This is a genomic window from Methylobacterium sp. 22177, assembly GCF_052045615.1.
Taxonomy (GTDB): Bacteria; Pseudomonadota; Alphaproteobacteria; order Rhizobiales; family Beijerinckiaceae; genus Methylobacterium; species Methylobacterium radiotolerans.
This window is the reverse complement of sequence record NZ_JBQEPK010000035.1, coordinates 25787-52134: the sequence shown is the minus strand read 5'-3', so window position 1 is coordinate 52134 and position 26348 is coordinate 25787. Positions and strand designations below refer to the sequence as shown.

The 26348-nt window shown below is 71.8% G+C and carries 24 protein-coding genes; 8 read left to right on the top strand and 16 right to left on the bottom strand.

All coding sequences use genetic code 11. The annotated features are described in order from the left end of the window. Positions 1-29: 29 nt before the first annotated feature. On the bottom strand, positions 30-746 hold the full coding sequence (locus tag ACTJK8_RS24555) for a 4'-phosphopantetheinyl transferase family protein (RefSeq protein WP_440762652.1): 717 nt from the start codon (positions 744-746) through the stop codon (positions 30-32). A gap of 128 nt (positions 747-874) precedes the next feature. Here ACTJK8_RS24555 and ACTJK8_RS24550 point away from each other — a divergent pair, with 128 nt between their 5' ends. The 3 genes from ACTJK8_RS24550 (at position 875) to ACTJK8_RS24540 (ending at position 5606) form a co-directional block, all read left to right on the top strand. Beyond that, a complete protein-coding gene (locus ACTJK8_RS24550; protein WP_440762651.1) occupies positions 875-2167 on the top strand; it encodes an MFS transporter in 1293 nt (430 codons plus the stop codon). Between the two features lie 64 nt (positions 2168-2231). Next, on the top strand, positions 2232-4664 hold the full coding sequence (gene ligA / locus ACTJK8_RS24545) for an NAD-dependent DNA ligase LigA (protein WP_440762650.1): 2433 nt from the start codon (positions 2232-2234) through the stop codon (positions 4662-4664). 72 nt (positions 4665-4736) lie between these two features. Further along, positions 4737-5606, top strand: coding sequence for a 3'-5' exonuclease (locus tag ACTJK8_RS24540; protein ID WP_059408997.1), 870 nt, complete (start codon positions 4737-4739; stop codon positions 5604-5606). 6 nt (positions 5607-5612) lie between these two features. Here the strand turns inward: ACTJK8_RS24540 and ACTJK8_RS24535 are convergent, their stop codons facing one another. Together ACTJK8_RS24535 and ACTJK8_RS24530 are read right to left on the bottom strand one after the other, a co-directional pair. Beyond that, positions 5613-6671, bottom strand: a complete 1059-nt coding sequence (locus tag ACTJK8_RS24535) for a GntG family PLP-dependent aldolase (protein WP_058607649.1) — start codon at positions 6669-6671, stop codon at positions 5613-5615. Positions 6672-6686: 15 nt separating this feature from the next. Then, on the bottom strand, positions 6687-7571 hold the full coding sequence (locus tag ACTJK8_RS24530; RefSeq protein ID WP_059408995.1) for an amino acid ABC transporter substrate-binding protein: 885 nt from the start codon (positions 7569-7571) through the stop codon (positions 6687-6689). A 185-nt stretch (positions 7572-7756) separates the two neighbouring features. Between ACTJK8_RS24530 and ACTJK8_RS24525 the strand changes: the two genes are divergently transcribed. After that, complete coding sequence (locus ACTJK8_RS24525) at positions 7757-8719, top strand: LysR substrate-binding domain-containing protein (protein WP_440762649.1); 963 nt, start codon at positions 7757-7759, stop codon at positions 8717-8719. Here ACTJK8_RS24525 and ACTJK8_RS24520 read toward each other — a convergent pair. After that, positions 8689-10890, bottom strand: a complete 2202-nt coding sequence (locus ACTJK8_RS24520; protein ID WP_024827924.1) for a 3-hydroxyacyl-CoA dehydrogenase NAD-binding domain-containing protein — start codon at positions 10888-10890, stop codon at positions 8689-8691. The genes ACTJK8_RS24525 and ACTJK8_RS24520 overlap by 31 nt on opposite strands. 113 nt (positions 10891-11003) lie before the next feature. Here ACTJK8_RS24520 and ACTJK8_RS24515 point away from each other — a divergent pair, with 113 nt between their 5' ends. Further along, the gene (locus ACTJK8_RS24515) at positions 11004-11783 is read left to right on the top strand and encodes an EAL domain-containing protein (RefSeq protein WP_059408993.1); all 780 of its coding nucleotides are present in this window, start codon (positions 11004-11006) and stop codon (positions 11781-11783) included. Positions 11784-11813: 30 nt separating this feature from the next. On the opposite strand, the gene ACTJK8_RS24510 is transcribed toward ACTJK8_RS24515, so the two are convergent. The 6 genes from ACTJK8_RS24510 to ccmA form a co-directional block, all read right to left on the bottom strand. Then, positions 11814-12329: a hypothetical protein gene (locus tag ACTJK8_RS24510; protein WP_053620406.1), complete on the bottom strand. Its 516-nt coding sequence runs from the start codon at positions 12327-12329 to the stop codon at positions 11814-11816. 120 nt (positions 12330-12449) lie between these two features. After that, positions 12450-13658, bottom strand: a complete 1209-nt coding sequence (locus ACTJK8_RS24505; RefSeq protein WP_024827925.1) for an acetyl-CoA C-acetyltransferase — start codon at positions 13656-13658, stop codon at positions 12450-12452. Positions 13659-13928: 270 nt separating this feature from the next. After that, entirely contained in the window at positions 13929-15425 is a 1497-nt protein-coding gene (gene dnaA / locus ACTJK8_RS24500) for a chromosomal replication initiator protein DnaA (RefSeq protein WP_024827926.1), read from the bottom strand. A gap of 487 nt (positions 15426-15912) precedes the next feature. Continuing rightward, the gene (rpsT, locus tag ACTJK8_RS24495) at positions 15913-16179 is read right to left on the bottom strand and encodes a 30S ribosomal protein S20 (RefSeq protein ID WP_012317029.1); all 267 of its coding nucleotides are present in this window, start codon (positions 16177-16179) and stop codon (positions 15913-15915) included. A 311-nt stretch (positions 16180-16490) separates the two neighbouring features. Next, complete coding sequence (gene ccmB, locus ACTJK8_RS24490; protein WP_012322650.1) at positions 16491-17159, bottom strand: heme exporter protein CcmB; 669 nt, start codon at positions 17157-17159, stop codon at positions 16491-16493. Next, positions 17156-17794, bottom strand: coding sequence for a heme ABC exporter ATP-binding protein CcmA (gene ccmA / locus ACTJK8_RS24485; RefSeq protein ID WP_012322649.1), 639 nt, complete (start codon positions 17792-17794; stop codon positions 17156-17158). The genes ccmB and ccmA overlap by 4 nt, the downstream gene beginning before the upstream one ends. 127 nt (positions 17795-17921) lie before the next feature. Between ccmA and ACTJK8_RS24480 the strand changes: the two genes are divergently transcribed. Next, the gene (locus ACTJK8_RS24480) at positions 17922-18107 is read left to right on the top strand and encodes a hypothetical protein (protein WP_012322648.1); all 186 of its coding nucleotides are present in this window, start codon (positions 17922-17924) and stop codon (positions 18105-18107) included. On the opposite strand, the gene ACTJK8_RS24475 is transcribed toward ACTJK8_RS24480, so the two are convergent. Further along, complete coding sequence (locus ACTJK8_RS24475) at positions 18108-18893, bottom strand: RNA methyltransferase (protein WP_012322647.1); 786 nt, start codon at positions 18891-18893, stop codon at positions 18108-18110. Between the two features lie 206 nt (positions 18894-19099). On the opposite strand from ACTJK8_RS24475, the gene ACTJK8_RS24470 reads away from it, so the two are divergent. Then, positions 19100-20314, top strand: coding sequence for an NADP-dependent isocitrate dehydrogenase (locus tag ACTJK8_RS24470; RefSeq protein WP_012322646.1), 1215 nt, complete (start codon positions 19100-19102; stop codon positions 20312-20314). A 78-nt stretch (positions 20315-20392) separates the two neighbouring features. On the opposite strand, the gene ACTJK8_RS24465 is transcribed toward ACTJK8_RS24470, so the two are convergent. The 3 genes from ACTJK8_RS24465 to ACTJK8_RS24455 form a co-directional block, all read right to left on the bottom strand. Further along, positions 20393-20572 carry a hypothetical protein gene (locus tag ACTJK8_RS24465; RefSeq protein ID WP_012322645.1) on the bottom strand — a complete coding sequence of 60 codons (180 nt, stop codon included), beginning with the start codon at positions 20570-20572 and terminating at the stop codon, positions 20393-20395. A gap of 2 nt (positions 20573-20574) precedes the next feature. Beyond that, positions 20575-21198: an acyl-homoserine-lactone synthase gene (locus ACTJK8_RS24460; protein ID WP_012322644.1), complete on the bottom strand. Its 624-nt coding sequence runs from the start codon at positions 21196-21198 to the stop codon at positions 20575-20577. A gap of 174 nt (positions 21199-21372) precedes the next feature. Then, positions 21373-22101 carry a LuxR family transcriptional regulator gene (locus tag ACTJK8_RS24455; RefSeq protein ID WP_440762648.1) on the bottom strand — a complete coding sequence of 243 codons (729 nt, stop codon included), beginning with the start codon at positions 22099-22101 and terminating at the stop codon, positions 21373-21375. A gap of 210 nt (positions 22102-22311) precedes the next feature. Between ACTJK8_RS24455 and ACTJK8_RS24450 the strand changes: the two genes are divergently transcribed. Beyond that, a complete protein-coding gene (locus ACTJK8_RS24450; protein ID WP_440762647.1) occupies positions 22312-22482 on the top strand; it encodes a hypothetical protein in 171 nt (56 codons plus the stop codon). 37 nt (positions 22483-22519) lie between these two features. Here ACTJK8_RS24450 and ACTJK8_RS24445 read toward each other — a convergent pair whose 3' ends face one another. Both ACTJK8_RS24445 and ACTJK8_RS24440 read right to left on the bottom strand, forming a co-directional pair. After that, positions 22520-22957: a DUF3429 domain-containing protein gene (locus ACTJK8_RS24445; RefSeq protein WP_440762646.1), complete on the bottom strand. Its 438-nt coding sequence runs from the start codon at positions 22955-22957 to the stop codon at positions 22520-22522. A 139-nt stretch (positions 22958-23096) separates the two neighbouring features. After that, positions 23097-26342: a hypothetical protein gene (locus tag ACTJK8_RS24440; protein WP_440762645.1), complete on the bottom strand. Its 3246-nt coding sequence runs from the start codon at positions 26340-26342 to the stop codon at positions 23097-23099. Positions 26343-26348: the final 6 nt, after the last annotated feature.

The window sequence follows — 26348 nt, the reverse complement described above, 5'->3', positions numbered from 1 at the left end:
CCCCACCGCAAGCGCGGTCTCGCGCCTTTTCAGCCGAGATGATCGGGCCAGTCGTCCGAGAGCCGGTGGCAGGTGATCTCCGCCCCTGCGGATCGGACCGCCACCGTCGCCACGTGATCGCTCCCGCAATCGATCTCCGCCAAGCTCCACGGACCCTCCAGGTTCCAGGACACGTCGCCGGAAGCCCGGAGAAGGCGCGGCGGTTCGGGGGGGACACTGACGCTGAAGCGGTCGAGCGGTAGCGACAGGCCGCTGCCCAGCGCCTTCACCACCGCCTCCTTGCGGGTCCAAAGTCCGAAGAAGCGACGCTCGACCGCGCTTCGGGGGGCGCCGGCGAGGGCCGACACTTCGTCGGTGGCGAAATGGGCCGCCGCGATCCGCAGCGCGTCGGCGATCGGCCGGACGGCCTCGACATCGACACCGATCGACGCGTCACGGGCGAGCCCGATCAGCGCGCGCGCGCCGGAATGGGACAGGTTGAAATCTGCGGCCCCCCGCGCCCCGCCCGCGAGCTCCGGCTTGCCGCCGGCTCCGGCCAGCAACTCCACGTCGGCCGGCGCGAGACCGAGCGCGTCGCCGAGGATCAGCCGCAGCGCGGCGTGGCTGGCGCGGAACCGCGCCCGATCCACCGGGCGCAGGAACCGGTCCGCCCGCCCGCGCTCCGCGGCGTCGAGAACGGCCTCGCACCGGTCGATCTGGCCCGGGGTCAGGGCGAGGTCGACGATCCAGACCTCGACCGCGCTCACGCGCCACCTCGCGAGGCGAAAGCAGTGGCGCTAGCGTCAGGGGAGCGAAACGGCACGGGCGGCGATCCGATGGAAGGAAGGAGCAGCATCGGATCGCCGCCCGTCTCCCGCAAGGAGCGCCGCGCTCCGTGACGGTGTCCGGCACGGATCTCCGCGTCGGCCTGTCCGGCAGACCGAGCCTCGGCCTGCGGCCGGTCCGCTACGGGGTATTCTTCGCCACCTATCTCTATCAGGGCCTCATCGCGGGCTTCTCGCTGACGGCGCTCGCCAATCATCTCGCGGCGCAGGGCGTCTCCTCCACGGAGGTGGGGATGCACTTCGCTCTGGCGGGCCTGCCGTGGACGTTGCAGCCCCTGCTCTGGGGGCCCTGGGTGGACCGGGCCGGGGACACGCGGATGGGACGGCGCCGCCCCTTCGCGGTCGCCGCCCTGGTCGGATGCCACGCGACGCTGGCGCTCCTCCTCGTCCCCGGGGGCGACGCCGTCGGCGCGCTCGGCCTGGTTTTCCTCGTCCACAGCCTGTTCGCGTCGCTCCTCGACACCGCCTGCGACCGGATGATCATGGATCACGTCCCGGCCCGTGAGCTCGGCCGCGTCAGCGCCTGCACCCGGGCGGGCTTCGTGGCCGGAACGAGCCTCAGCGCCGCACTCTTCGGCTGGTCGCTCGCGAGCTGGGGCTTCTCCGCGAGCGCCCACTGTCTGTTCGCCGCCGCGATCGTCGCGAGCTTGCCGATGCTGCTGGTCCGCGAGGCGCCGAGCGATCCGATCTGGTCGCTCGATCGCCGCGGACCGCCGCCGCGGCGCGTCCCGTTCCGCCGCTTCCTGCGCCGGACGGTCGTGGCTTTGCGCCGTCCGCGCGCCCTGCGGCTGCTCGCCCTGTGCTTCGGCGTCGACGCGGCGCTCGGCCTGTTCGAGTTGCCCTTCGCGATCGATCTCCTCCAGCGGCAGGGCTGGGAGGCCGCCGGCCTGTCGCGACTGCAGGCCGTGCTGACCCTGGTGAGCGGCACGGCGGGAGCCGTCGCGGTGGGTGTCTGGTCGGACCGCGCGGGAGCGGCGTCGCCGTTGCGCGCCCTGCTTCTGGGCAGCGCCGTCACCTTCGTTCTGGCCGGGATCCTGATCGCTGCCGGGCTCGTCGGGGCCGCGGCACCGGCCATCCTGGCGCTCACCAGCGTGCTGCCCGGCCTGCTGATCGTCGCCCTGATGCCGGCGCTGCTCGCGGCGAGTCGGGGCCGTACGGGCGCGGCCACGCAGTTCGAGGTGTACATGGCGTCCATGAATCTCGGCTCGGTCGCCGGGACCGCGGTCGCGGGCTGGCTGGCCCCGGCTCTGCCGCTGCAGGCATTCGCCGCGCTGGTCGCCGCGACGTTCTTCGCGGCCTTCCGCATGGCGAGGCGCGGCGATCTGCTCAGCCCCCGCCCGTGAGGGAATCGGGGACTGCGCGCCGCGGCCGGCTCCCCGCCGGCCGCCGATGCGTTAGAACCCCGGCATGGCCGCAATGAAATCCGAACCGCTCGATCTCGACCTCACCGCCGAGGAAGCGCGCGCCGAGTACGCGCGCCTGTCGGACGCGATCCTGGAGGCCGATCGCCTCTACTATCAGGAAGACGCGCCCGAGATATCGGACGCCGAGTACGACCGGCTGCGCCGCCGCCTGGAAGACATCGAGGCCCGCTTCCCCGATCTCGCCGGTACCGGCGCCGCCAGCACGTCGGTCGGCGCGAAGCCTTCGGAGAAGTTCGCCAAGGTGCGGCACGCGGTGCCCATGCTCTCGCTGGGCAACGCCTTCGACGACGCGGAGGTGGCCGAGTTCGTCGCGCGCGTGCGCCGCTTCCTCGGCTGGTCGGACGACACTCCCCTCGCCTTCACGGCCGAGCCGAAGATCGACGGCCTGTCCCTATCGCTCCGTTACGTGAACGGCCGGCTCGACACCGCCGCCACCCGCGGCGACGGCGAGGTCGGCGAGAACGTCACGGCCAATGCCCGCACGGTGCAGGACATCCCGGCGGTGCTCGCGGGGGCCGGCTGGCCGGAGATCTGCGAGGTGCGCGGGGAGGTCTACCTGTCCCACGCCGACTTCGCCGCCATCAACGCCCGGCAGGAAGCGGCCGGCAAGCCTCTCTTCGCCAACCCGCGCAACGCCGCCGCCGGCAGCCTGCGCCAGCTCGATCCCGCGATCACCGCGTCCCGGCCGCTGCGATTCTTCGCCTATGCCTGGGGCGAGCTGTCGGCGCCGATCGCCGAGACCCAGACCGGCGTGCTGGAGCAGTTCGCGACCTGGGGCCTGCCGGTGAACCCGCGCACCGAGACCTTCACCGACACGGCGGCGATGCTCGCCCATTACCGCCGCATCGAGGCGGACCGGGCCGGGCTCGGCTACGACATCGACGGCGTCGTCTACAAGGTCGACGACCTCGCGCTCCAGAAGCGGCTGGGCTTCGTCTCGCGCTCGCCCCGCTGGGCGCTCGCCCACAAATTCGCCGCCCAGGAAGCCACGACGGTCGTCGAGGACATCGTCATCAATGTCGGCCGCACCGGCTCGCTGAACCCGCTGGCCAAGCTCCGTCCCGTGACGGTGGGCGGCGTCGTCGTGTCGAACGCCACCCTGCACAACGAGGGCTACGTGAAGGGCGTCGGCGCCGACGGCGAGCCGATCCGCGACGGCCGCGACATCCGCGTCGGCGACACCGTGACGGTGGTCCGGGCCGGCGACGTTATCCCCAAGGTCATGGACGTCGACCTCACGAAGCGCCCGGCCGACTCGCGGCCCTACGCGTTCCCGGAGTCATGCCCGGCCTGCGGCAGCCGCGCCGTCCGCGCCATCAACCCGCGCACCGGCCGGCCCGACGCGGTGCGCCGCTGCACCGGCGGCCTGATCTGCCCGGCGCAGGGCGTCGAGCGGATGAAGCACTTCGTGTCGCGCAACGGCTTCGACATCGAGGGCTTCGGCGAGACGTATATCGAGGTCCTGTTCGAGGCCGGACTGGTGCGCCAGCCCGCCGACCTGTTCCGCCTGGATTTCGAGGAGCTCAAGGCCGCGATCGTGGCGCGGCGCGAGGCGCTGTCGGCCGAGCGGCGCGCGGAATCGGGGACGGCCGAGCCGCCCAAGAAGGCCGCCAAGAAGAAGGGCGACGAGGACGACAAGGCGATCAAGAACCTGCTCGCCGCCGTCGAGGCACGGCGCGCGGTGCCGATGAACCGCCTGCTCTTCGCCCTCGGTATCCCGCAGATCGGCGAGGCGACCGCCAAGGCGCTGGCGAAGCGCTTCGCCGACATGCCGACGCTGATCGCGGCGATCCGCGAGGCCGCGGCGGCGCAGCCGGGTCCCGACTGGGTCGAGCTCACCGCAGTGCCGCGCGTCGGGGGCACCACCCGGGACCGGCTCCTCGATCTCGGCTTCCCGGAGGACGACGCGGCGCCGGCCAAGGAGCGGGCGCGCCTGAGCGCCGTCCAGCGCGAGAACCTCCTCGCCCATTACGGCGACGTCGACGCGGTGCGCGCCGCGATCGCGCAGGCTGCGGCGCAGCGTCCCGGCGATGCCTACCGGGTCTTCGCCGACGACGGCGAGATCGGCCCGGTGGCGACCGATGCCCTGCTCCTGTTCTTCTCCGAGCCGCACAACGCCGACGCCGTCACCGCGCTGCTCGACGCGGTCGCGGTGCAGCCGATGGAGCGGGCCGCCGCGGCCTCCACCTTCGCGGGGAAGACCGTGGTCTTCACCGGCACCCTGGAGAAGATGACCCGCAACGAGGCCAAGGCGGTGGCCGAGCGGCTGGGCGCGAAGGTCTCGGGCTCGGTCTCGGCCAAGACCGACCTGGTCGTCGCCGGCCCGGGAGCGGGCTCGAAGCTGAAGGACGCCCAGAAGCACGGTGTCCGGGTCGTCTCGGAGGACGATTGGCTGGTGATGGTGGCGCAGGGTTGAAGCCCGAGTCCGGCCGGCCTAGACCTCTCGGGGAACACCCCGAGAACTTCCACCCGGTATGGTTGAACCGCGATGACGGTCCTGGCCCTCGACTTCGAGACGGCCAACGAGCGGCGTGACAGCGCCTGCGCGGTGGGGCTCGCCTGGATCGCGGATGGCCGGGTCGTGCGCCGCGAGAGCCACCTGATCCGCCCCCCCGAGATGCGCTTCGCGCCGGGCAACATTCGCGTCCACGGCATCCTGCCGGCCGACGTCGCCGACAAGCCCGACTTCGCCGCCGTCATGGCGCCCTATCTCGGCGATCTCGCGCGCGGGCTGATCCTGGCGCACAACGCGAGCTTCGATATCGGCGTCCTGCGCGCCGGCCTGACCCGGGCAGGCCTGCCGGTGCCCGATCTCGCCTATCTCTGCACGGTCCAGGTGTCTCGCCGGGTCTTCCCGGCGCCGGAGGGCTGCGGGCTCGGCAAGGTCGCGCGGCGCCTCGGCATCCGCTTCGAGCACCACGATGCCGGCGAGGACGCCTATGCGTGCGCGGAGATCGCGCTGGCCGCGATGCGCGAGCGGGCGGTCGCGGACATGCACGCCCTCGCGGCCGCGCTCAGCCTTCCGGTCACGCGGGCGGTCGGCGGCCCCGCCGTGCCGCGCCGCGCGCCGGGTGCGATCAGCGGCCGGGCCCTGGCGGGCTTCTCCGACGCGCCGGCGGCCCTGCGGTTCGCCATGCGCGGCTCGACCGGCAACCGCTACCACGTCAGCCTGGAGGAGCGGCCGGGGGGCCCGGAGCTGCGCTGCACCTGCACGGCCGGCCGCTACGGCATGCGCTGCCGCCACGTGAAGGCGCTGGAGGTCGGCGACATCACCGACCTGCTCTCGGACAATGCCGGCGACGTCGTGCTCCTCGCCCGCATGCTCGGCGCGAAGACCCGGGTCGCGGGCGCGGCCTGACCGGGCTCAGGCCGCGTCGAGGCAGGCGCGGAAGGCCGCGACGGCGCGGTCGATGTCGGCCGCCGCGATGTGCCGGTGCGTGACGAGCCGCAGCCGCCGCGCGCCGAGCGGGCGCGCGCGGATGCCGGCCGCGTCGAGATCCGCGACCCAGCGCGCGCTGTCCCGCCCGGTCCGAGAGAGGTCGACCTGCACGATATTGGTCTGCGGCAGGTTCGCCGCGAGGCGCGGCAGGGCGTTCAGCCCGGCGCTCAACTGCCGGGCCCGGTCGTGGTCCTCGGCGAGGCGCGCGCCCATGACGGTGATCGCCTCGAGGCCGGCGGCCGCCACGATGCCCACCTGACGCTGCGTCCCGCCGATCATCTTCCGCAGGCGCCGTGCCGCCGCGATCACCGGCCCGTCGCCGGCGAGCACGGCGCCGACCGGGGCGCTGAGGCCCTTCGAGAGGCACAGCGACACGGTGTCGACGTGGGCAGCGAGGTCCGCCGGCGCGACCCCGAGATGGGTCGCGGCATTGAACAGGCGGGCCCCGTCGAGATGAACCCTTATGCCGCGCGCGCGGGCGATCTCCGCCACCGCGGCCATATGGTCCGGCGGCAGCACGGTGCCGCCGGCGGCGTTGTGCGAGGTCTCCAGCGCGATCATGGCCGTCGGCAGCGGGCTCGCGCCCGGCCGGAGGGCGTCCTCCAGCCGGTCGAGATCCATGGCACCGTCGGTCCCGGCGATCCCGTCCAGGAACGCCCCGGTCAGGGTGGCGGCCCCGCGCTCGGTGTGGAGCATGTGGGCCTGGGCCTCGAGCAGGACCTGCTCGCTGCGCTGAACCTGGGCCAGGATCGCCAGCAGGTTGCCCATCGTGCAGCTCGGCACGAACAGGGCCGCCGCCTTGCCGAGCATCGCGGCGGCGGTCTCCTCCAGCGCGCGGGCGGTCGGGTCGGCGTCGAGCCCGTCGTCGCCCAGCGGCGCCGACCGCATCCGGGCGTACATCGCCTCGGTCGGCCGGGTGACCGTGTCGCTCCGCAGGTCGACCGCGGACGGCGCGTCCGTCGCTTCGCCGTGATCGTCTCGCATGTCTGTCTCGCCGCCCTACCGGTAGGCCGCCTCGTCGCCAGAATCGGTCGGGTTGGCGAGGGCCCGCTTGAGCACGTCGCTCATCGGCAACTCCAAGTTGATGCCCTTCGGCGGGATCGGCTGCTCGAAATACTTGCCGTAGAGCCGCGTCACGGTCCCGTCCTGGATCAGCTCGACCACCGCCTTGTCGACGGCCGCCTTAAAGGCCGCGTCGTCCTTCGGCTCCAGGATCCCGTAGGGGGCGAATTCGAGGCCCTTGGTGCCGATCTTGTAGTCCGCCGGCCGCTTGGCCCCCGCCACCGTGGCGTGGGCCAGGGCGTCGTCGTTGATGGCGCCCGCCGCGCGGCCGGTCTCCACGAGCAGGAACACCTCGGCGGTGTCCTTGGCCGGCATCACTAGGATGTCGAGCTTGTCGCGGACGTTAATCCGGGTGGCGACGCGCTGGGTCTCGCCGCCGGCCTGCGCCGAGATGGCCTTGCCGCGGAACGAGGCGATGTCGTCGACGTCCACCGGCGTGTCCTTCTTGGCCACAAGCACCACCTGCGCCACGAAGGTGGTCGGCGCGAACGAGACCAGCTTGTGCCGCTCGGGCAGGTTGCTGGCGGTGCCGCATTCCAGGTCGATCGTACCGTTGTTGATCAGCGGGATCCGGGTCGCCGACATCACCGGCACGTGGCGCACCTCGAGCTTGTTCATGCCGAGAACGGCTTTGAGCTTCTGCGCGACGTGCTCGCATATCTCCAGAGAATAGCCCACCGGCTTGGCGTTCTGGTCGAGGAAGCCGAAGGGTGGCGACGCGTCCGGGAAGCCGAGGCTGATCTGCCCGGTCGCGCGGATCTTGTCGAGGCGCCCCTCGGCGGCCGACGGCGCAGCGAGCCCGGCCCAGCACAGAGTGGCCAACAGAAGCGGCAGCGTCCTCGACACGATCCGAACCCCCTCGCTATGTCTGAACCGGAGAAGCACCGGGCTGCCCCGACGGGGAGTCGGCCCGAAGCTTTGCCGGTCGATCCTAGGAGCGGCCGCGCGCGGGCGTCCAATGCCGATTCACCTGCCGAGCATACGGATCTGATATGGCCGAGCGGCGCATGACCTTCCGGCACATCGAGGCGTTCCGGGCCGTGGTCGCCACCGGGTCGATGACCGAGGCGAGCCGCCGGCTCCACACCTCGCAGCCGCAGGTCAGCCGGCTGATCGCCCAGTTGGAGACCATCACAGGCCTGCCCCTGTTCGATCGGAGCGGGAGCCGGGTCGTGCCCTCCCTCGACGGAACGCGGTTCCACGCGGAGGTCGAGCGCGCCTTCGTGGGTCTCACCAGCCTGGAATCGGCGGCCGCGCGGATCCGCGCCTTCGGGACGGAGCGGCTGCGGGTGGCCGCGATGCCGCGGCTGGCGGGCGGGCTCCTCGCGCGCGCGGTCGTGCGTTTCCGCGCGGCGCATCCCGACGTGATCGTGGCGATCCATTCCGGCGACGACGAGACCGTGAACCACTGGCTCGCGACGGGCTCCTGCGACGCCGCGCTGACCATGCTGTACGGCGACGCTCCGGAGGCGCGCGCCCAGCACGTCGAGACCCGGCCCTGCGTCGCCGTCCTGCCGCGCGATCATCCCCTCGCCGCGCGGGCCGCGCTCGCGCCCGCGGATTTTCTCGGCGTACCGTTCGTCGCCGCTTCGCTCGGGAGCGCCCTGCGCGGCCGGACCGAGGCCATCTTCGAGGCGGCCGGGATCGGCCTGACCATCACCGCCGAGGCCGGCCTCGGCGCCTCGATCTGCACGCTCGTCTCGGCCGGGCTCGGGGTCAGCGTCATGAATCCGCTGGCGGCCCACGAGGAGGCGAAGGTCTCGCCGATCGCGATCCGGCCCTTCGCCCCCGCGCTCCCCGTGCATTTCGCGCTGCTGTTCCCCCCGGATCACGCCCGGGGGCGGCTGATGCGGGCCTTCGGGGCCTGCGCGCGGACGGTCCTGCTGGAGGAACTCGCCCAGCTACCGGACGCCGCGAGCGGGCGTCCGGCCGACGGTGCTCAGGCGGCGCGCTTCTCGGCGCCGGCGTAGAACGTGCCCCCGCGCTCGGCCATCGCGGCCAGGTTGTCGGGCACGTGGAAACGGGGCCCGTGCTTGGCCTCGAGCGACCGCGCAAGGTCGACGAAGGCCGCCGCGCCCATGAAGTCGATGTACGACAGGGTCCCGCCGGTGAACGGCGCGAAGCCGAAGCCGAGGATCGAGCCGACATCGGCCTCGCGCGGGTCGGTGACCACGCCCTCGCCGACCGTGCGGGCAGCCTCCAGCGCCTGGACCACCAGAAGCCGCTGCTTCAGCTCGGTGAAGTCGACGGCGTCGGGATCGAGCCGGTTCGGCTGCAGCTCCTTCAGGCCGGGCCAGAGGCGCTTCGGCGCGCCCTCGGGGTAGTCGTAGAAGCCCTTGCGGTTCTTGCGGCCCAGACGGCCCTGGTTCTCGACCATCTCGGCGAGGATCGCCTTCTGCGCCGGGTCGACGGCGCCCTGCCCCACCTGCGCCTCGGTGGCCTTGGCGATCTTGAGCACGAGATCGAGGGCGACCTCGTCGTTGAGCGACAGCGGCCCGACCGGCATGCCCGCCTGGCGGCCGGCGCTCTCGATCATCGCGGGCGGCACGCCCTCGGCGAGCATCTTGTGCCCCTCGAGGATGTAGGCGCCGACGCAGCGGTTGGCGAAGAAGCCGCGGGCGTCGTTCACGACGATCGGGGTCTTCTTGATCAGCCGCACGTAGTCGAGAGCGGCGGCGAGCGCCGCGTCCCCGGTCGCCTCGCCCTTGATGATCTCGACGAGCATCATCTTCTCCACCGGCGAGAAGAAGTGGATGCCGACGAACTGCGCCGGCCGCTGCGACGCCTTGGCCAGGCCGGTGATCGGCAGGGTCGAGGTGTTGGACGCGAAGATCGCGTCGGCGCGGATCACCGCCTCGACCTTCTGGATCACCTCGGCCTTCACGCGCGGATCCTCGAAGACGGCCTCGATCACCAGATCGCACTCGGCGAGGGCGCCGTAATCCGCCGTGGCCTGGATCCGGCCGAGCAGCGCCTCCCGGTCGGCGGTCTTGGCGCGGCCCTTGTTGATCTGGCCGGTGATGAGCGTGTGGGCGTAGGCCTTGCCCTTCTCGGCCGCCTCCACCGACTGGTCGACCAGCACCACCTCGATCCCGGCCTGGGCGGTGACGTAGGCGACGCCCGCGCCCATGAAGCCGGCGCCGATCACGCCGACCTTGCGCAGGTTCGTCGCCGGCACGTCCTTCGGGCGACGCGCGCCCTTGTTCAGCTCGCCCATGGAGATGAACAGCGTGCGGATCATCGCCGCCGCCTCGGTCGAGCGCAGGATATGCGCGAAGTACCGGCTCTCGACCCGCAGGGCGAGGTCCATCGGCAGCTGCAGGCCCTCGTAGACGGAGGCCAGGATCGCCTTGGCGGCGGGGTAGTTGTCATGCGTCTCGCGGCGGTAGATGGCGTTGGCCGGCGGCCAGATCATCATGCCGGCGGGCGAGTAGACCTTGCCGGACGGGGCCTTGAACTTCGGCACGTCCCAGGGCGCCACCGCGGAGCCGCCCTCGCGGATCCAGGCCTTGGCGCGCTCGACGATCTCGGCCTGCGGGGCCACGGCGTGGATCAGTCCCATGCCCTTGGCCATGGGCGCGCGGATCTGCTCGCCCTTGAACAGCATCTGGAGGGCATCGCCGGTCTGCATCAGGCGCGCGACCCGCTGCGTGCCGCCGCCGCCCGGGAACAGGCCGACCTTGATCTCCGGCAGGCCGACGCGGGTCTTCGCGTCGTCGGACGCGACCCGGTAGTGGCACGACAGCGCCAGCTCGAAGGCGCCGCCCAGGCACAGGCCCTGGATGGCCGCGGCGAAGGGCTTGCCGCAGGTCTCCAGCCGCCGGAACAACAGTGACAGGCGCCGGGAGGCCTCGAAGAAGTGGCGCATCGCCACCTCCTCGCCCTGCTCGGCCTTCAGCTGCTCGTAGGCCCGGCCGAGGCCCTGCAGCATGGTGAGGTCGGCGCCGCCGGAGAAATTGTCCTTGCCGGTGGCGATGACGCAGCCCTTGATCGTCGGATCGGACGCGACCTGCTCGATGATCTGCTCGAGCTGGTCCATCACGCCTTCGGTGATGACGTTCATCGAGCGGCCGGGCATGTCCCAGGTCGCCAGAGCGATGCCGTCGGGATCGGTCTCGAAGCGGAAATCGGTCAGCGTCACGGTGCCGTCCTCCCTGGATTCCGCCGACGATCCGCCGGCGCGCTTGCATTAAGGTTGTGTTGAGCGCGGCCGCCCATTGTCCGCCGGCCGGGGTCACTCACCGAAAGCCGCACATGACGAAGGATTCCGGCTGCCGCGCCTGTCGCGCCGGCACCAAGCTCGACTTCGACTTCACGATGGCGTTTCAGCCGATCCTCGACCTCGCGGACGGCAGCGTCTGGGCCTACGAGGCGCTGGTGCGCGGCCCGAACGGCGAGCCAGCCTACACGATCCTCGACCGGGTGACCGACGACACCCGCTACCAGTTCGATCAGGCCGCCCGCGTCAAGGCGATCGAACTCGCCGGCACCCTGTTCCCCCGCGACAGCGCCACGCGGCTGTCGATCAACTTCATGCCGAACGCGGTCTACGAGCCGAATGCCTGCATCCGCGCCTCGCTCGAGGCGGCCCGGCGCATCGACTTCGCCCACCGGCGCATCATGTTCGAGTTCACCGAGCAGGAGCGGTTCCGCGACCTCGAGCACGTGAAGGGCATCGTCGCCGCCTACCGGAAGCAGGGATTCCTGACGGCGCTCGACGATTTCGGCGCCGGCTTCGCGGGCCTGAGCCTGCTCGCCAACTTCCGCCCCGACCTGATCAAGATCGACATGGACGTGCTGCGCGGCCTCGACAGCGACGCCGGGCGCTACGCCATCGTCTCGGGCGTGGCCGCCATCGCCCGCGCCCTCGACGTCACGGTGCTCGCCGAGGGCGTGGAGACCGCCGGGGAGCTCGACGCCCTGCGAAACATCGGGATCACGCTCGTGCAGGGCTACCACTTCGCCAAGCCCCTCCTGGAGGGACTGCCCCCGGTCGCGGGCTTCGCCCCCGTGGCTGCCGCGCGCGCAGCCTGACGCCGGACCGACGCGCGCGGCCTTCATCGCCTACTTCGGAGCCGGGGTCGGCGCCGCGGCCGGCGGCACGGCCGGCACCGGCGGGGTGCCGGGCTTCGGCGCGTTGTCGGTCGCCGCGGCGACCGCCAGCATGTTGAGCAGCTTGGTGACGGAGTTCTGCGAGATCGCGGTCACCGACGAGTTCGGATCGGCGTTCATCGTCTGGAACTTGAGATAGGTCGGGTCCGAGTAGATCTCGTCGAGGTGCTTGAGCTCGGCGAGGCTGAACTTCTCGGCGTAGTCCTTCGAGAGTCCCTGCACCATGAGGGCGCGCTGCTTCTCGAACTCGTCCAGCAGTTCCTTGCGCACGGCCTCGGCGCGGGCCTCCGGCATCGGCGCCACGGTCTTCTCGAGGGCGACGTTGAACCCGGTCTGAAGGTTCTTGATCAGGGTCTTGTTGACGAGGTTCGTGGCCGCGGCGACGCGGTCCGCGGCGTCGTCGGCGCGGGCGGCCACCGGCAGGCTCAGGGTGACGCCCAGACAGAGCGTCGCAATCAGGCGGTTCAAGGGCTTGTCTCCCGTTGTTTTATCGTCCGGACCGCGAAAGGGCCGAGCGTCGCCCGCGCCTCTAGCAGCGTTCCCGGACTTTGGGGAGCGGCGCCGCGCCGCTCCCGGGCGCGCGGCGGTTCAAACCCGCTCGATGATGGTCGCGGTGCCCATGCCGGCGCCGATGCACAGCGTGACCAGCGCGCGCTCCTTGCCGGTCCGCTCCAGCTCGTCGAGGGCGGTGCCGAGGATCATCGCGCCGGTGGCGCCCAGCGGGTGGCCGAGGGCGATGGCGCCTCCGTTCACGTTGACCGCCTCCGGGTCGAGGTCGAAGGCCTGGCAGAAGCGCAGGACCACCGCCGCGAAGGCCTCGTTGACCTCGAACAGGTCGATGTCCGCGAGGCTCAGGCCCGACTTCGCCAGCACCTTGCGGGTGACGTCCACCGGCCCGGTGAGCATCAGCGCCGGATCCGACCCGATATTGGCGAAGGCGCGGATCCGGCCGCGCGGGCGCAGGCCCGCGGCCTCGCCGGCCGCCCGGGAGCCGATCAGCACGGCGGCGGCGCCGTCGACGATGCCGGAGGAGTTGCCGGCGTGGTGGACGTGCTCGACCGTCTCGACGTCCGGATGCGCGTCGGTCGCCACGGCGTCGAAGCCGCCCATCTGGCCCATCTGCACGAAGGACGCCTTCAGCGCGGCGAGCGACTGCATGTCGGTGCCGGGGCGCATGTGCTCGTCGCGGTCGAGGAGCGTGATGCCGTTCACGTCGCGGACCGGAACCACGGAGCGGTCGAACAGGCCCTCGCCCCACGACTTCGCCGCGCGCTCCTGCGAGCGCACCGCGTAGGCGTCGCACTCGTCGCGGGTGAAGCCGTACTTGGTGGCGATCAGGTCGGCCGAGACGCCCTGCGGCATGAAGTAGGACTTGATGGCGATCGCCGGGTCGACCGGCCAGGCACCGCCCGAGGCGCCGATGCCGATGCGGCTCATCGATTCGACGCCGCCGCCCACCGCCATCTCGTGCTGGCCGCTCATGACCTGCGCGGCGGCGAAGTTCACCGCATCGAGGCCGGAGGCGCAGAAGCGGTTGATCTGCACGCCCGGCACGTGCGCCCCGTAATCGGCCACCAGGGCTGCGGCGCGGGCGATGTCGCCCCCCGCCTCCCCTACCGGATCGACGCAGCCCAGCACCACGTCGTCGACCAGGGCCGTGTCGAGGCCGTTGCGGTCCTTGAGGGCGCGGAGCGCGGTCTCGGCGAGTCGCAGGGCGGTGACTTCGTGGAGGGAGCCGTCCGCCTTGCCGCGCCCGCGCGGCGTGCGAACGTGGTCGTAGATGAAGGCGTCCGTCATCAGCACTCCCCCGGGGCGTCGGTCTTCGCCGGTCGGCGACGCGGCCTTACAGGGCCGTCTCGGTTCGCGCCAGTCTGCCACGGCGCGCGCGCCCTCGGCCAGCCCCGGAAGCGGGGAGCCGGCGAAGGGCGCGTGACAGCGGCGGAGTTTTGGCAGTGATCGTCCGGGACCGGCGCCGATCAGGCCGACGCCCGGACCGCTCCGGCGGCCATTCCGGGACGGACCCGATCCACTTTGAGCGGGTTGCTCCGGTGGATCGCCCGGTCTCGACTAGTCCTGAAGCATCCGCTTCAGCAGCTCGACTTCATCGCCGAGCACCGAATCTTCACCGATCTGCTTCTCGATCTTGCGCACGGCGTGGAGCACCGTGGTGTGATCGCGCCCTCCGAACCGGCGGCCGATCTCCGGCAGCGAGCGCAACGTCAGGACCTTGGACAGGTACATGGCGATCTGACGCGGCTTCACCACCGCGGCGGTGCGCCGTTCCGACAGGATGTCGGACCGCGAGACGTTGTAGCGCGAGGCGACCAGCTTCTGGATGTCCTCGATCTTGATCCGCTTCGGCTCGCGGTTCTTCACCAAGTCGCGGATCGCGCTCTCGGCCGTCTCCATCGTCACGGCGGTGCCGGTGAGCGTGGCGTGGGCCAGCAGGCGGTTCACGGCGCCCTCGAGGTCGCGGCCGTTGGCGGTGATCGCACGGGCCACGTAGGCCGCCACCTGCGGCGAGACGTCGAAGCCCGGATGGGACGCCCGCACCGCGGCGAGGCGGGCGGACAGGATCGAGACGCGCAGGGCCTCGTCGAGGGCCGTGATCTCGACCACGAGGCCGCCGCCGAGCCGCGAGCGCACCCGCTCGTCCAGGGCCTCGAGCTCGGTCGGGGGCCGGTCGGAGGCGACGACGACCTGACGTCCGGCATCGATGAGCGCGTTGATCGTGTGGCCGAACTCGGCCTGGATCGACTTGCCCTGGATGAACTGGACGTCGTCGAGGATCAGCAGGTCGATGCCCCGCAACCGCTCCTTGTAGGCGAGCGCCGACTGGGTCTTCAAGGCGTTGACGAAGCCGTACATGAACCGGTCGGCGGTCAGGTAGATCACCCGGCGCCCGGCCTCGCGGGCGGCGTGGCCGATCCCGTGCAGCAGGTGGGTCTTGCCCAGCCCGACGCCCGCGTGGAGGTAGAGCGGGTTGTAGAGCGCGCCCTCCCCCTGGTGATTGGCGACCCGCTCGGCGGCGGCGTGCGCCAGCGCGTTCGAGCGTCCGATCACGAAGCTCGCGAAGGTCAGCCGCGCGTCGAGCGGCGTGCCGCTGAGATCGCCCCCGGCCTCGCCGCCGCGAGCCTCGGGCGTCGGCGCGACCGCGGCGACCGGGATCGGCGCGCTGGTCGCGTGGAGGCGGGCGAGCGGTCCGCTGGCCGGGCCGGCCTTGGCGACCCCGGCGGCGACCGGACGGACCGGCGCCCCGGTCCCGCGCACGCCGACCTCGATCCGCGCGATCTCCTCGACCTCGGCCTTGAAGGTGTTGAGCACGCGGTCGAGGTAGTGCGACTCGATCCAGCTCTTGAGGAAGCGGGTCGGGACCGTCAGACGGGCCGTTCCGCCGGCCACGGTCTCCAGCTCCAGGCGGGCGAACCAGCTCGCGAACACGTCCTCGCCGAGCTCGGCCCGCAGCCGGCGCTTCACCCGGGCCCAGGCAGACCCGTAATCCGTGTTGCCGCCACCGTTGCGGCCCCCGTCGTCGTCGCTCGCCACCGTTCCGTCGACACGCATCACTGGCTCTCCCGACGCTGCCCACGGAGACCCGCAGGCGGCGCGTACGCACGATTTACGCCCTCAGCGTCCCGCAAGAACGGGCGGGACAGAGTCCTCTGAACGGAGTCAACCCCACCGCGAGGAACTTTTGCCGATTGGGAGAGCCTATCAACAATTACCTACGGTTCCTTTAACAGTGGGACTTGTGGGGACGGCGCGGATTCCCATTCGCAAGTGTTCCCGCCCGGGCTGAACACGGCCGCTAGAGTCTTGGCGAATCAGTTCGATTCGCTGGAGTCCCGAAATCGGCGCGTTTTGCTTGTCCAGGGTCAGTTTCTGTTAAGCTACACGCCGTTTCTGGACTCCGCAATCGCGTTGATTCTTGGACAGGGTTAACGCTTTCGTGCCGGGACGAGGCGGCGGCGCGCGGCTCGCCCGGACAGCGCGCACGAAAAAGCCCGGCGCGAAGGCCGGGCTCGAGACCGTCTCGGTGGTGCGTGGCGGTTTAGGCGGCGAGCGCCTTCACGCGGGCGGCGAGGCGCGAGACCTTCCGCGAAGCGTTGTTCTTGTGAACGATGCCGTGCTGGGCGGCGCGCATCATCTCGGGCTCGGCGGCGCGGAGGGCGGCCAGCGCGTCCTGCTGGTTGCCGCTGGCGATGGCCTCCTCGACCTTGCGGACGAAGGTCCGCATGCGCGAGCGGCGCGAGCGGTTGATCGCCGTACGCTTGGCGATCTTGCGGGTCATCTTCTTGGCCGAAGCGGTGTTGGCCATGTACGTCCTCGTGTTTCTCGTCGGGCGATGCCGACGGGCCGGCTGGGCCGGAAATCGGTCGTCGCGTCAGGTTGTCTGGCGATGGCCGAGACGCAGCGCGCGCGAAAGCGCGGCCCCTCGGCGAAGCGGCTTCTATAGTCAGGGGGGCGCCGCGCGTCAACGCGCTCGGAGGCAAATCCGGAGCGCGGGCTTCGGCCTCGGCCCGGGAGCCGGGAAGCATTCGGCAGGCTTCAGCGAAGACGTCCGGCCGCGCGAGGCAGCATCGCCGGGACGATGACGAGCGCTGGCCGCTTCATGCAAGAGAGCGTCGGCTATTCCGGCCAGCGCAGAGCCGCCGCCGCCGCCAGCGTCCCGACCACGGCGGCGATCAGCGTCAGCGCCGCCAGCACCGCCAGCGGCACGAGGAACGGCACCGTCCCGCCGCTCGCCGCCTGCGCGGCCGAGACGCCGAAGATCAGCGTCGGGATCATCAGCGGCAGGACCAGCACGGCGAGGATCAGGCCGCCCCGGCGAATCGAGGCGGTGAGCGCCGCGCCCACCGCGCCGATGAAGCTCAGGGCCGGCGTGCCGGCCAGAAGCGTCAGGGACGTCGCGCCCATGGCGGTGCCGTCGAGGGCCACCAGCAGGCCGAAGAGCGGCGCGGCCAGCGCCAGCGGCAGTCCGGTTGTCAGCCAGTGCGCCGCGACCTTGCCGAGCACCACCAGTTCGAGGGGCACCGGTGCCGCGGTCATCAGGTCGAGGGAGCCATCCTCCTCGTCGGCCTGGAACAGGCGGTCGAGGCCGATCAGCGTCGCCAGCACGGCGGCGAGCCAGAGGATAGCCGGGCCGATCCGCGACAGCAGATTGAGATCGGGCCCGAGGGCGAAGGGCACGAGCGCGACGATCATCAGGAAGAAGACCAGCGACAGGGCGCCGGACCCGCCGACCCGGCCGGCGAGGCGCAGGTCGCGGGCGATGAGGGCGAGGACCGCGCGAATCACGCCCACTCCTCCAGAAGGTCCGCGACCGGTGCCGCGGCGGCGGTCTCGATGCGCAGTTCCGCAGCGCCGGCGAGGCCGAGGGACTGGTGGGTGGCGGCGATCACGAGGCCGCCGCCGGCCCGATGGCCCTCCATCAGCTCGGCGAGCACCGCCTGCGAGGCCGTGTCGAGGGCGGCGGTGGGCTCGTCGAGGAGCCAGAGCGGGCGGGCGCAGACCAGCAGCCGCGCCAGGGCCACGCGCCGCCGCTGACCCGCCGACAGATAGGCCACCGGCAGGTCGTGCGCGTGGCCGAGGCCGAGCCGCTCCAGCGCGGCGCGCGGGTCCAGACGCGGCGCGCCCAGGAGCCGCTGGGCGAACAGGAGGTTCTCGCCCGCCGTGAGAGAGCTCTTCAGCCCGTCGCGGTGGCCGACGGCGTGGAGGCACTCGGGCAGACTCGCCTCGCCGACATCGGCGACGTCGATCCGCCCGGCATCCGCCCGCAGTCGGCCCGAGAGGATGGCGAGGAGGCTCGACTTGCCCGCGCCGTTCCGCCCGGTGATCGCGAGGGCGTCGCCGGGTCCGAGGGCGAAGGACAGGTTGGCGAAGATGCGGCGGCCGGAGCGGCGGCAGGCCAGATTGTCCACGCTGAGCCGCACCCGATACCCCGCCCTCGTTCCGCCACCGCGCGGCCACTCCGCGAATCGCCGACTCCATGCCCGATCGCGGCGCGGAACGGAACCGCACGGCTCAGCTGCGCTTTCGTTCTGCAACGGAGGATTGCCGATGGCCGAGGCGAGGAACCCGAGCGAGACCGAGGTGGCCGCGACAGCCGACGCGGTGGCCGGACGCGCCAAGGTCGAGGCGCGCATGGCGCAGTGCACGCCCGAGGAGCGGACGGCGTTCTGGGAGGCGGTCGGCCGCTGCTTCGGCGGCGGCAAGCCGCCGGAGATGAAGCCGGCCCCCGGCTGATCAGCCGCCCTTCCGCGTCAGGGCCCGCAGCGCCCCGCGGAACGTCCGCACGTCCTGCTCGGTCAGGCTCATGCGGTGGAGCATGTCGCGCATGTTGCGGGCGATGATCTCCTTCTTCTCCGGCGGGTAGAAGCCGGCCCCGTCGAGCGCCGCCTCAAGGCTTCCGAACAGCGCGATCAGCGCCTCGCGGGTCGCCGGCGGCGACAGGAGTTCGCCCGTGAAGGGCAGGCGCGCCCGGCCGCTCGCCTGCCGCCACGCGTAGCCCACCAGCAGAACCGCCTGCGCGAGGTTGAGCGAGGGAAAGTCCGGGGAGACCGGGAAGGTGACGATCGCGTCGGCGAGCGACACCTCGTCGTTGGTGAGCCCGACCCGCTCGCGGCCGAACATCACCGCGGTGCGCTGCCCCTCCCGGGCCACGAGCTCGCCCATGGCCTCCTCGGGCGCGAAGACCCGCTTCATCTGCCCGCGCTCGCGCGCCGTGGTCGCCAGGACGTACTGGCAGTCGGCGATGGCCTCGGCCACGCTGCCGTAGATCGCGGCCGCGTCCAGGACGTGCGTCGCGCCCGAGGCCGCCTCTCGGACGCCCTTCTTGGGCCAGCCGTTCTTCGGGTTGACGAGGCGCAGCTCCGACAGGCCGAAATTCGCCATGGCCCGGGCGGTCATGCCGATATTCTCGGCAAGCTGCGGCTCCACCAGGATCACCGCGGGGGCGATCCCGGGCGGCAGTTCGGTGACCTTCCTGGGGGCAACCTCGGGGGCGTCGCCCTGTGCGTCTCGGCTCGTCATGGCGGCCGTCTGGCACGGCGAGCCCGCGCCCGTCGAGGGGCGAGTGACGATGCCGCCCGGATGACAGCGCGCGCCTTCCGTCGCCGGAAGGGCCGCGCTATGTCGCGGGGCGATTCCGGCCCGGGGCGCCCCACAGGTCTCCCGGGACAACGACCGCACGGCCCTTGCATGCCGTGCGCGGGGACAACGCGGGAAGGCAGCGGTCCATGGCGAAGATCAAGGTAGCGAACCCCGTCGTCGAGCTCGACGGCGACGAGATGACCCGGATCATCTGGGCCGAGATCAAGAACAAGCTCATCCACCCCTATCTCGACGTCGACCTCGAGTACTACGACCTCGGCGTCGAGCACCGGGACGCCACCAACGACAAGGTGACGGTGGACGCCGCCGAGGCGATCAAGCGCCACGGCGTCGGCGTGAAGTGCGCCACCATCACCCCCGACGAGCAGCGGGTGCAGGAATTCGGTCTCAAGGAGATGTGGCGCTCGCCCAACGGCACGATCCGCAACATCCTGGGCGGCGTGATCTTCCGCGAGCCGATCATCTGCAAGAACGTGCCCCGCCTCGTGCCCGGCTGGACGCAGCCCTTCGTGATCGGCCGCCACGCCTACGGCGACCAGTACCGCGCCACGGACTTCAAGGTGCCCGGCAAGGGACGCCTGACCATCAAGTTCGAGGGCGATGACGGCACGGTCATCGAGAAGGAGGTGTTCAAGTTCCCCGAGGCCGGCGTCGCCATGTCGATGTACAACCTCGACCAGTCGATCATCGACTTCGCCCGCGCCTCGATGAACTACGGCCTCGCGCGCAAGTACCCGGTCTACCTGTCGACCAAGAACACCATCCTCAAGGCCTATGACGGCCGCTTCAAGGACCTGTTCCAGAAGGTCTACGAGGACGAGTTCGAGGCCAAGTTCAAGGCGCTCGGTATCACCTACGAGCACCGTCTGATCGACGACATGGTGGCCTCGTGCCTGAAGTGGTCGGGCGGCTACGTCTGGGCCTGCAAGAACTACGACGGCGACGTGCAGTCGGACACGGCCGCGCAGGGCTTCGGCTCGCTCGGCCTGATGACCTCGGTGCTGATGACGCCGGACGGCCGGACGGTGGAGGCCGAGGCCGCCCACGGCACCGTCACCCGCCACTACCGCGAGCACCAGAAGGGCCGCGAGACGTCGACCAACTCGATCGCGTCGATCTTCGCCTGGACCCGGGGCCTGTCGCACCGCGCCAAGCTCGACGGCAACGACGATCTGGCGAAGTTCTCCGCCACCTTGGAGAAGGTCTGCGTCGACACGGTCGAGGCCGGCTACATGACCAAGGATCTCGCCCTCCTCGTCGGGCCGGACCAGAAGTGGCTCTCGACCACCGGCTTCCTCGACAAGGTCGATCAGAACCTGAAAACCGCGATGGGCGTCTGAGGCATTAGCCACAACGTGGAGAGCGGCGGGCGTCCTACGGGACGCCCGCCGTCCCCGTATCCGCCTGCCGCCGGCGCCTCAGGCGCCGCTCGCGCGGTCCTGCGGTCCATTCTGGGCCAGGGCCCGGGCGACCTCGAGGAGCAGGAGATCGATGGCGGCCCGCATCAGCGGATCGCCGACCGTGTCGATGAGTTCGCGAACCCGCAGGCACTGCGCGGCGAGCGCGTCCAGCGCGGTATCCTTGCTGTCGAAGATCATGGTCAGGCCACCAGGTAAGCGGGTTCGGAGACGAGGACCGAGCGACTGTCGCCGCGGACCGCGCGGAGCTTGGCCAGGGTGCGGGCGTCGAATCGGGCGGTTGCCGCCATGATCTCCTCGCCGGCGATCTGGACCGGCAGGCCGAGCGGCTGCGGGCGGAAATGCAGCTGGATGACGTGGATCATGTAGAGGGTCGGCATCTGCAGCAGCAGGCTGTGGACCCCGTGGGCGAGGCCCCACTCGACGATCCCGGTAAGCAGGGCGATCGAGACCGGATTGACGACGCGGCCCTTCGCCCGGTGCGAGCGGGCGACGCCCTGGCGGGTCCATTCCCAGATCTGCGGTCCGACCGGCCGCTCGCCCTCGCAGAGCTGCGGGAGCACGTCCGACAGGAGATGCGGGCGCGTGGTCGGCAGGAGTCGGCTGTAGCCGACGACAGTGTCGTCCTCCATAGCGAGGAAGTGGACCGCGTGCGGCGTGTCGAACTGGTCGATCTCGCGACCGTCCGGACGGGCCAGCTCGCTCCAACCCTTCTCGCCGACGAAGATGGCGTGGCGCAGGCGCCAAGCCTGCTCCATCGCGTCGGCATAGCGATCCGCGTTGGCGGGTGTGACGATATGGATCACAGGAAAACCTCACGTTGGTCTGACGCGAGTTTTCGTCGTTTCACCGAGGGCTGTGTACTACGAGAAACCGTAGGGTCTGTGAGCCCGCCCTGCTGTGGCACCAAGGACTTGCTGCCATCCGGAACACGTCCGCCCGTGTTAGCCGAGACGGGCGCGGATCGGGTGGCGTGGTCTCTAGGTTATCAGACCGGACCGCAGCGCCTGCGCCACGGTGTGGGCGCGGTTGACGGTGTCGAGCTTCGCGCGGGCCGAGCGCAGATGGTAGTCGACGCCGGCGGCCGTGATGCCCATGACCATGCCGATCTCGACGTCGGTCTTGCCCTCCGCCGCCCACTGCAGGGCTTCGCGCTCCCGCGGCGAGAGGCGCGCCGGCGCCGGGGCGGCCGGCCGGCTGTTCATCAGCAGCAGTTGACCGACCGCGTAGGTCGCCACGAGGTTGACCGCGACGCGCTCGGCCGGATCGATCTCGATCCGCTCCCCCGAGACGCTGATCCCGCCCGGCTCGCCGTCGAGGGTCACGAACGGAACCGTGATGCCCGCGCGGATGCCGAATTCACCGGCCTCGTTCATGACGCGCCCGGCCGTCGGGGTATCCGGCAGCACGGCGCTCCAGTCGAAGGGCGTCGCCGTGGTGCACAGCCGCTGGACCGTGGGATCGTGAAGCGCGTAGCCCTGCGTCACGTACCGGCGGGCCCAGCCCTCCGGCATGGTGCTGGCGAGCACGAACCCGGCGTGCCGCCGCTTCGGCAGGCCGGGGTCCGGGACGATCCCGGCCATGATGTACGAGACTCCGTAGCGGCTGAACGCCTCGACCAGGAGCCGCGCGATCTCGTCGGGCGTGGCCGCACGTTCCAGGTCGCGCAACACGCTGAAGGTCCTGTCCAGGTACTTTGAATGCGGCATGCCCTAACTCGAAATTGATGCACGCACTGCGACAAATGATGAGTCGAACGCAACCTGAGGATGGCATCGCCGCCCCTGAAAGGCTAGGCTGTCCGCGGAAAGCTCTGCCGTTCAAATCGGTCCAGCGGGCGGAGTGCGAGTTTCAACGGTATGACAGACGATGCGACCCCGCCGACGACACGCTGGCTACTGGAACGGATCGCAGCCACGTTGAACGTCTGTCCGACCTACTTTCTGCAGCCGGACCGGCCGGACGAGACCGCGGCGGATCAGGACGCGCGGGACTGCGCGGAAGTCGCCGCGCTGTTCCGTTCGATCAAGTCGCCGGCGCGCCGCAACGCCGTCCTGAACCTCCTGCGCGAGATGAGCCGCGAGACCTGACGGCGCTCGCCGCGCGGCTGCCAGTTCGCGCGACCCGTCAGGCCGCCACGAGGAGCGCGGCCCCGGCGACGCCCGAGAGAACCAAGCGCAGGCGACCGAGCCAGAGGGGCGCGAGCCCGCGGCGGGGCAGATCCTGATCGATGAGGCCCCAGGCGAGCACGAGTCCGCCGAGGATGCGCAGGTCCCACGGCGCGGGCGTGGCCATCGCGGCCCAGGCCACCAGGGACGGCACGATGGCCACGAGATAATCGCCGTTGCCGGCGTTGCGCGCCGCGGCTGCGCCCCAACGGATCCCGCCCAGGAACGAGGCGATCACCGCGCCGTAGGCCGACAGGATGGTGCGGGGCGACAGGCCGATGCTGCTCAGGCCGCCGTCGGTGCCCGACACCGCCAGGGCCGCGAAGCCCAGGAACGGGATGAGCCCGGCGACACCGAGGACGATGGCGCCGAGCGGGACAGAGTTCCGGTGCGCCATCCATCCTCCGGGCATCGGCAAGGGTTGGCGACCCGTGCGATCCGACCCCCGGTCCGACGCCGCCCTGCCGCAGCGTTCCCGCATCGCGGCGTGGCGGTCAAGGTCGGAGCCGCGGCCGGGCCCCGCGCCCGGACCGGCATCAGCTCCGACGCGGCGGGGCCGTGAACGGAACGGCGCCGGGCATCGGCGCGCCGAGCAGGGACATCGGCGCGCTGGCCGGCAGCTTCGGCGCGGGCGGCTCGTTGACCGCCGCGTCGATCTTTCGCGGCTTGAAGTTCGCCGCGAGGCTCTTGGCGCTGGCGAGATCGGCAGGGCTCAGCTTGTTGGCCACGTCGTCGCGCTTCTTGCCGGCATCGTCGTCACCCTGGCTCGCGGCGGCGGAGAACCACGCGTAGGACTGGATCAGGTCCTGCGTCAGGCCGAGGCCGCGCGCGTAGAGGACGCCGAGATTGTACTGGCTGTCGCGGACACCGAACTCGGCGCCCTGGCGGAACCACGAGGCCGCGGAGGCGAAGTCCGGCTTACCGTTGGCGGCCGGGTTCTCGGCGTAGAGCACAGCCAGATTGTGCATGGAGCGGGCGTGGCCCTGCTCGGCCGCGCGGCCGTACCAGAGCTTCGCCTTGTCGAGGTCGCGAACGACGCCCGAGCCCTTCTCGTAATGGCCCGCGAGCTTGTACTGGGCGGGCGCGTAACCGGCCGAGGCCAACTTCTCGTAGAGCTTGGCGGCGATCGACAGGTCGCGCGGCATGCCGCGGCCGTCGGCCTCGCGGGTGGCGAGGTCCCAGATCGCCGCGCCGTCGCCGTCGAGGGCGGCGAGCTTCACCTTGGCCAGCGCCGGCGGAAGGTTGCCGAGTTCGGCCTGCAGGGTGTTCATCCCGGAGACCTGCGGCACCGCCGACTTGGCGTTGGGCCGGGCTTCCGCGGGAACGGGGCTGGGCAGGGCCTGGGTCGTCGTGGGATCGGCCGGGGCCGGCTTCGCTTCCGCGCTCTCCTTGACTGCGTCCTTGGACACGTCCGGAGCGTCTCTCTGGACAGTCGCCGCATCCCCGCGGGACGGCGCCACCTGGCTCGTCGGAGCCGCGGGCCGCGGCTCGTCCGCACCGCGCATGGTGATCGCCTGGAGCGCCCCCAGGGCCAGCACGATGGCGGCGAGGCCGAGCAGCAGCGGTCGGCGCCGGCGGTCGATCTCGGCGCGCAGGCGGCCGAGGCGTCCGGTCGCGGCACCCTGGAGGGCCGCCACCCGGTCGCCCCTGGCTTCCCGGCGCTCGGCCGGTGCCTCGGCGGCCAGCTCCGCCTGCGCGGCCTGAGCCGCGCGGCGCGCCGCGGCGATGAAGCTGGTCTTGATGTCGGTCTCGGACTTGGCATCGGCCGCGGACCGCGCGGCGGCGACGTCGCCGAGACGCTCCTGCGCGGGCCGGCGGGCGGACGGCTCGCGGGCCGAGCGCGGCTCGCGCGGCGGCCGGCCGCTTCCGGGCTCCAGCAGGTCGTCGGCGAGGCGGGATGCCTCGGCACCGTCGCGCCGCGGCTTGGGGCGCGCCTCGACGGGCGCGAGCGCCACCTCGGGGCTCGTCGACGACATCAGTCGCTCGTCGAGGGACGGAGCCCGCGCCGGGACGGCCTCGGCGGGGCCGAGCCGGACCAGGAGTCGCTCCAGGGCCGACTGCACACCCTCCAGGGTGGCGCCGAGGCGCTGATCGGAGGCAACCTGCCGGGCCTGCATGTCCGCGAGGCTGGCGCGCAGGAGGCCGATCTCCCCGGACTCGGCCGTGCCGAGGCCGGACGTCTGGAGGGTCTGAGCGACCGCGTTGCGGGCGGCCCGCTCCACCACGGCCTCGCTCGGTGCCGTTTCCCGGAGCGCCGTCACCTGCCGCAGCAGGTCGCCCATGGTGCGCTCGAGCCCGGCCAGCGCCGGATCGGCGCTGTGCGGCGCGTCGAGGCGACCGGCCAGGGAGACCACCTGCCGCTCCAGGGCGTCGAGGCCCTCCTGCTCGGAGCGGGTGCCGACCTGATCGACCTTCTCGGCGAGGCTGCGCAGCATGGCGTGGATGGAGGCCATGTCGCCCGAGCGGGCGACACTCGCCTCGCCGGCGCGCTCGGACCAGTCGTCCCGCGCGCAGAGCACGTCGACCTTTTCGGCGAGCGCCTGGATCTGCTCCGCCAATGCCGCAGGCGCGGCGATCTTCACGTCGCTGCGGATCTCCTCCAGGAGCGGACGCAGATCCGGAGCGGCGGCCGTCCGCTGCAGCTGGGCGATCTGCGCGCTCACCGCCTGCAGGCTCTGCGCGAGGCCCTGGATTCGCTCCGGACCGGCGAGCGCGCCGATCTGGCGGCGGATCTCCTCGAGTTCGGCGAACAGGCCCGCGAGCGTGTGGTCATCCGGGCCGGCGGCGCCGGTCGCGGCCGCGGTGTCGAGGCGCTCGGCGAGGCGCCGGACATCCTCCGCGACGCGGCTGTGAACGTTCTCGGCCACCTCCTCGGCGAGGCGCTCGACCTGAGCCCGGACCTGCTCGATCGGCACCGCGATGGCGGTGAGATCGGTCCCCGCCTGGGCGCGCTCGATGCCGCTCGCGAGAGTGACGACGGCCTGCTCGAGGGCGCCGATATCCCGGCTCGTCGCCAACTGGTTGATCGCCTCCCGCAGGCGCGTGGTCTCCTCCTGGAGTTCGAGCAGCGCGGTCGACGGGGCGACGCCCTCCTCGATCCTTGCCTCCAGCCGGCGGGCGAGGTCCAGACGCATGCTGGCGACGACGCCACCATCGGCCGGAGCGGCGGCCGGCGCCGCCTCGGCGCTCTGCGCCAGCTCGCGCTGCCGCTGGCGGATGTCCTGGACGGCGCTGCGGATGTCGGCGGCGGCGGGGCGCGGGCGACGGCCGGGCTGGCGGGTCGCGGCGACCTGCTCGCCGAGCTGGGACATGCGGCGCTCGATGTCGCCGAGCCGCTCGGTCACCTGCTGGACGGGCGCCGCCTTCAGGGCGCGCTCGATGCGCGACTCGATCTCCGCGAGGCGCCGCGCCTCGGCCTCCTGGGCTGCGCGCCGCTCGTGGTCGAGGGCGCGGTCGAGGCCGTCGAGGCGGTCCATCAGAGCGGCGATGCCGTCGCCGTAGCCGTCGGCGCCCTGCGCCGTGCCGTGAGGCCGGTGATCGGGCGAGGCCGGCGGCGGGGATCGCTCGGCCGACGCCTCGGGCCGGCTCCCGCCGAGGGCGAGCTGCTCGGCGCGGTGACGCCGCCGGTGCCGGCGATTGCCCTGGCCGGCCGATTGCTGCTGCGGCACCACCGACGCGATCCAGGTCTCGAGCGGCACGCCCGCCCGCGCCGCCACGTCGCGGGCCGCGTCGAGCACCTCGGGATCGAAACTGTCGAGCTGCGGCATCGCGTTGCGGGTCATCGGTGG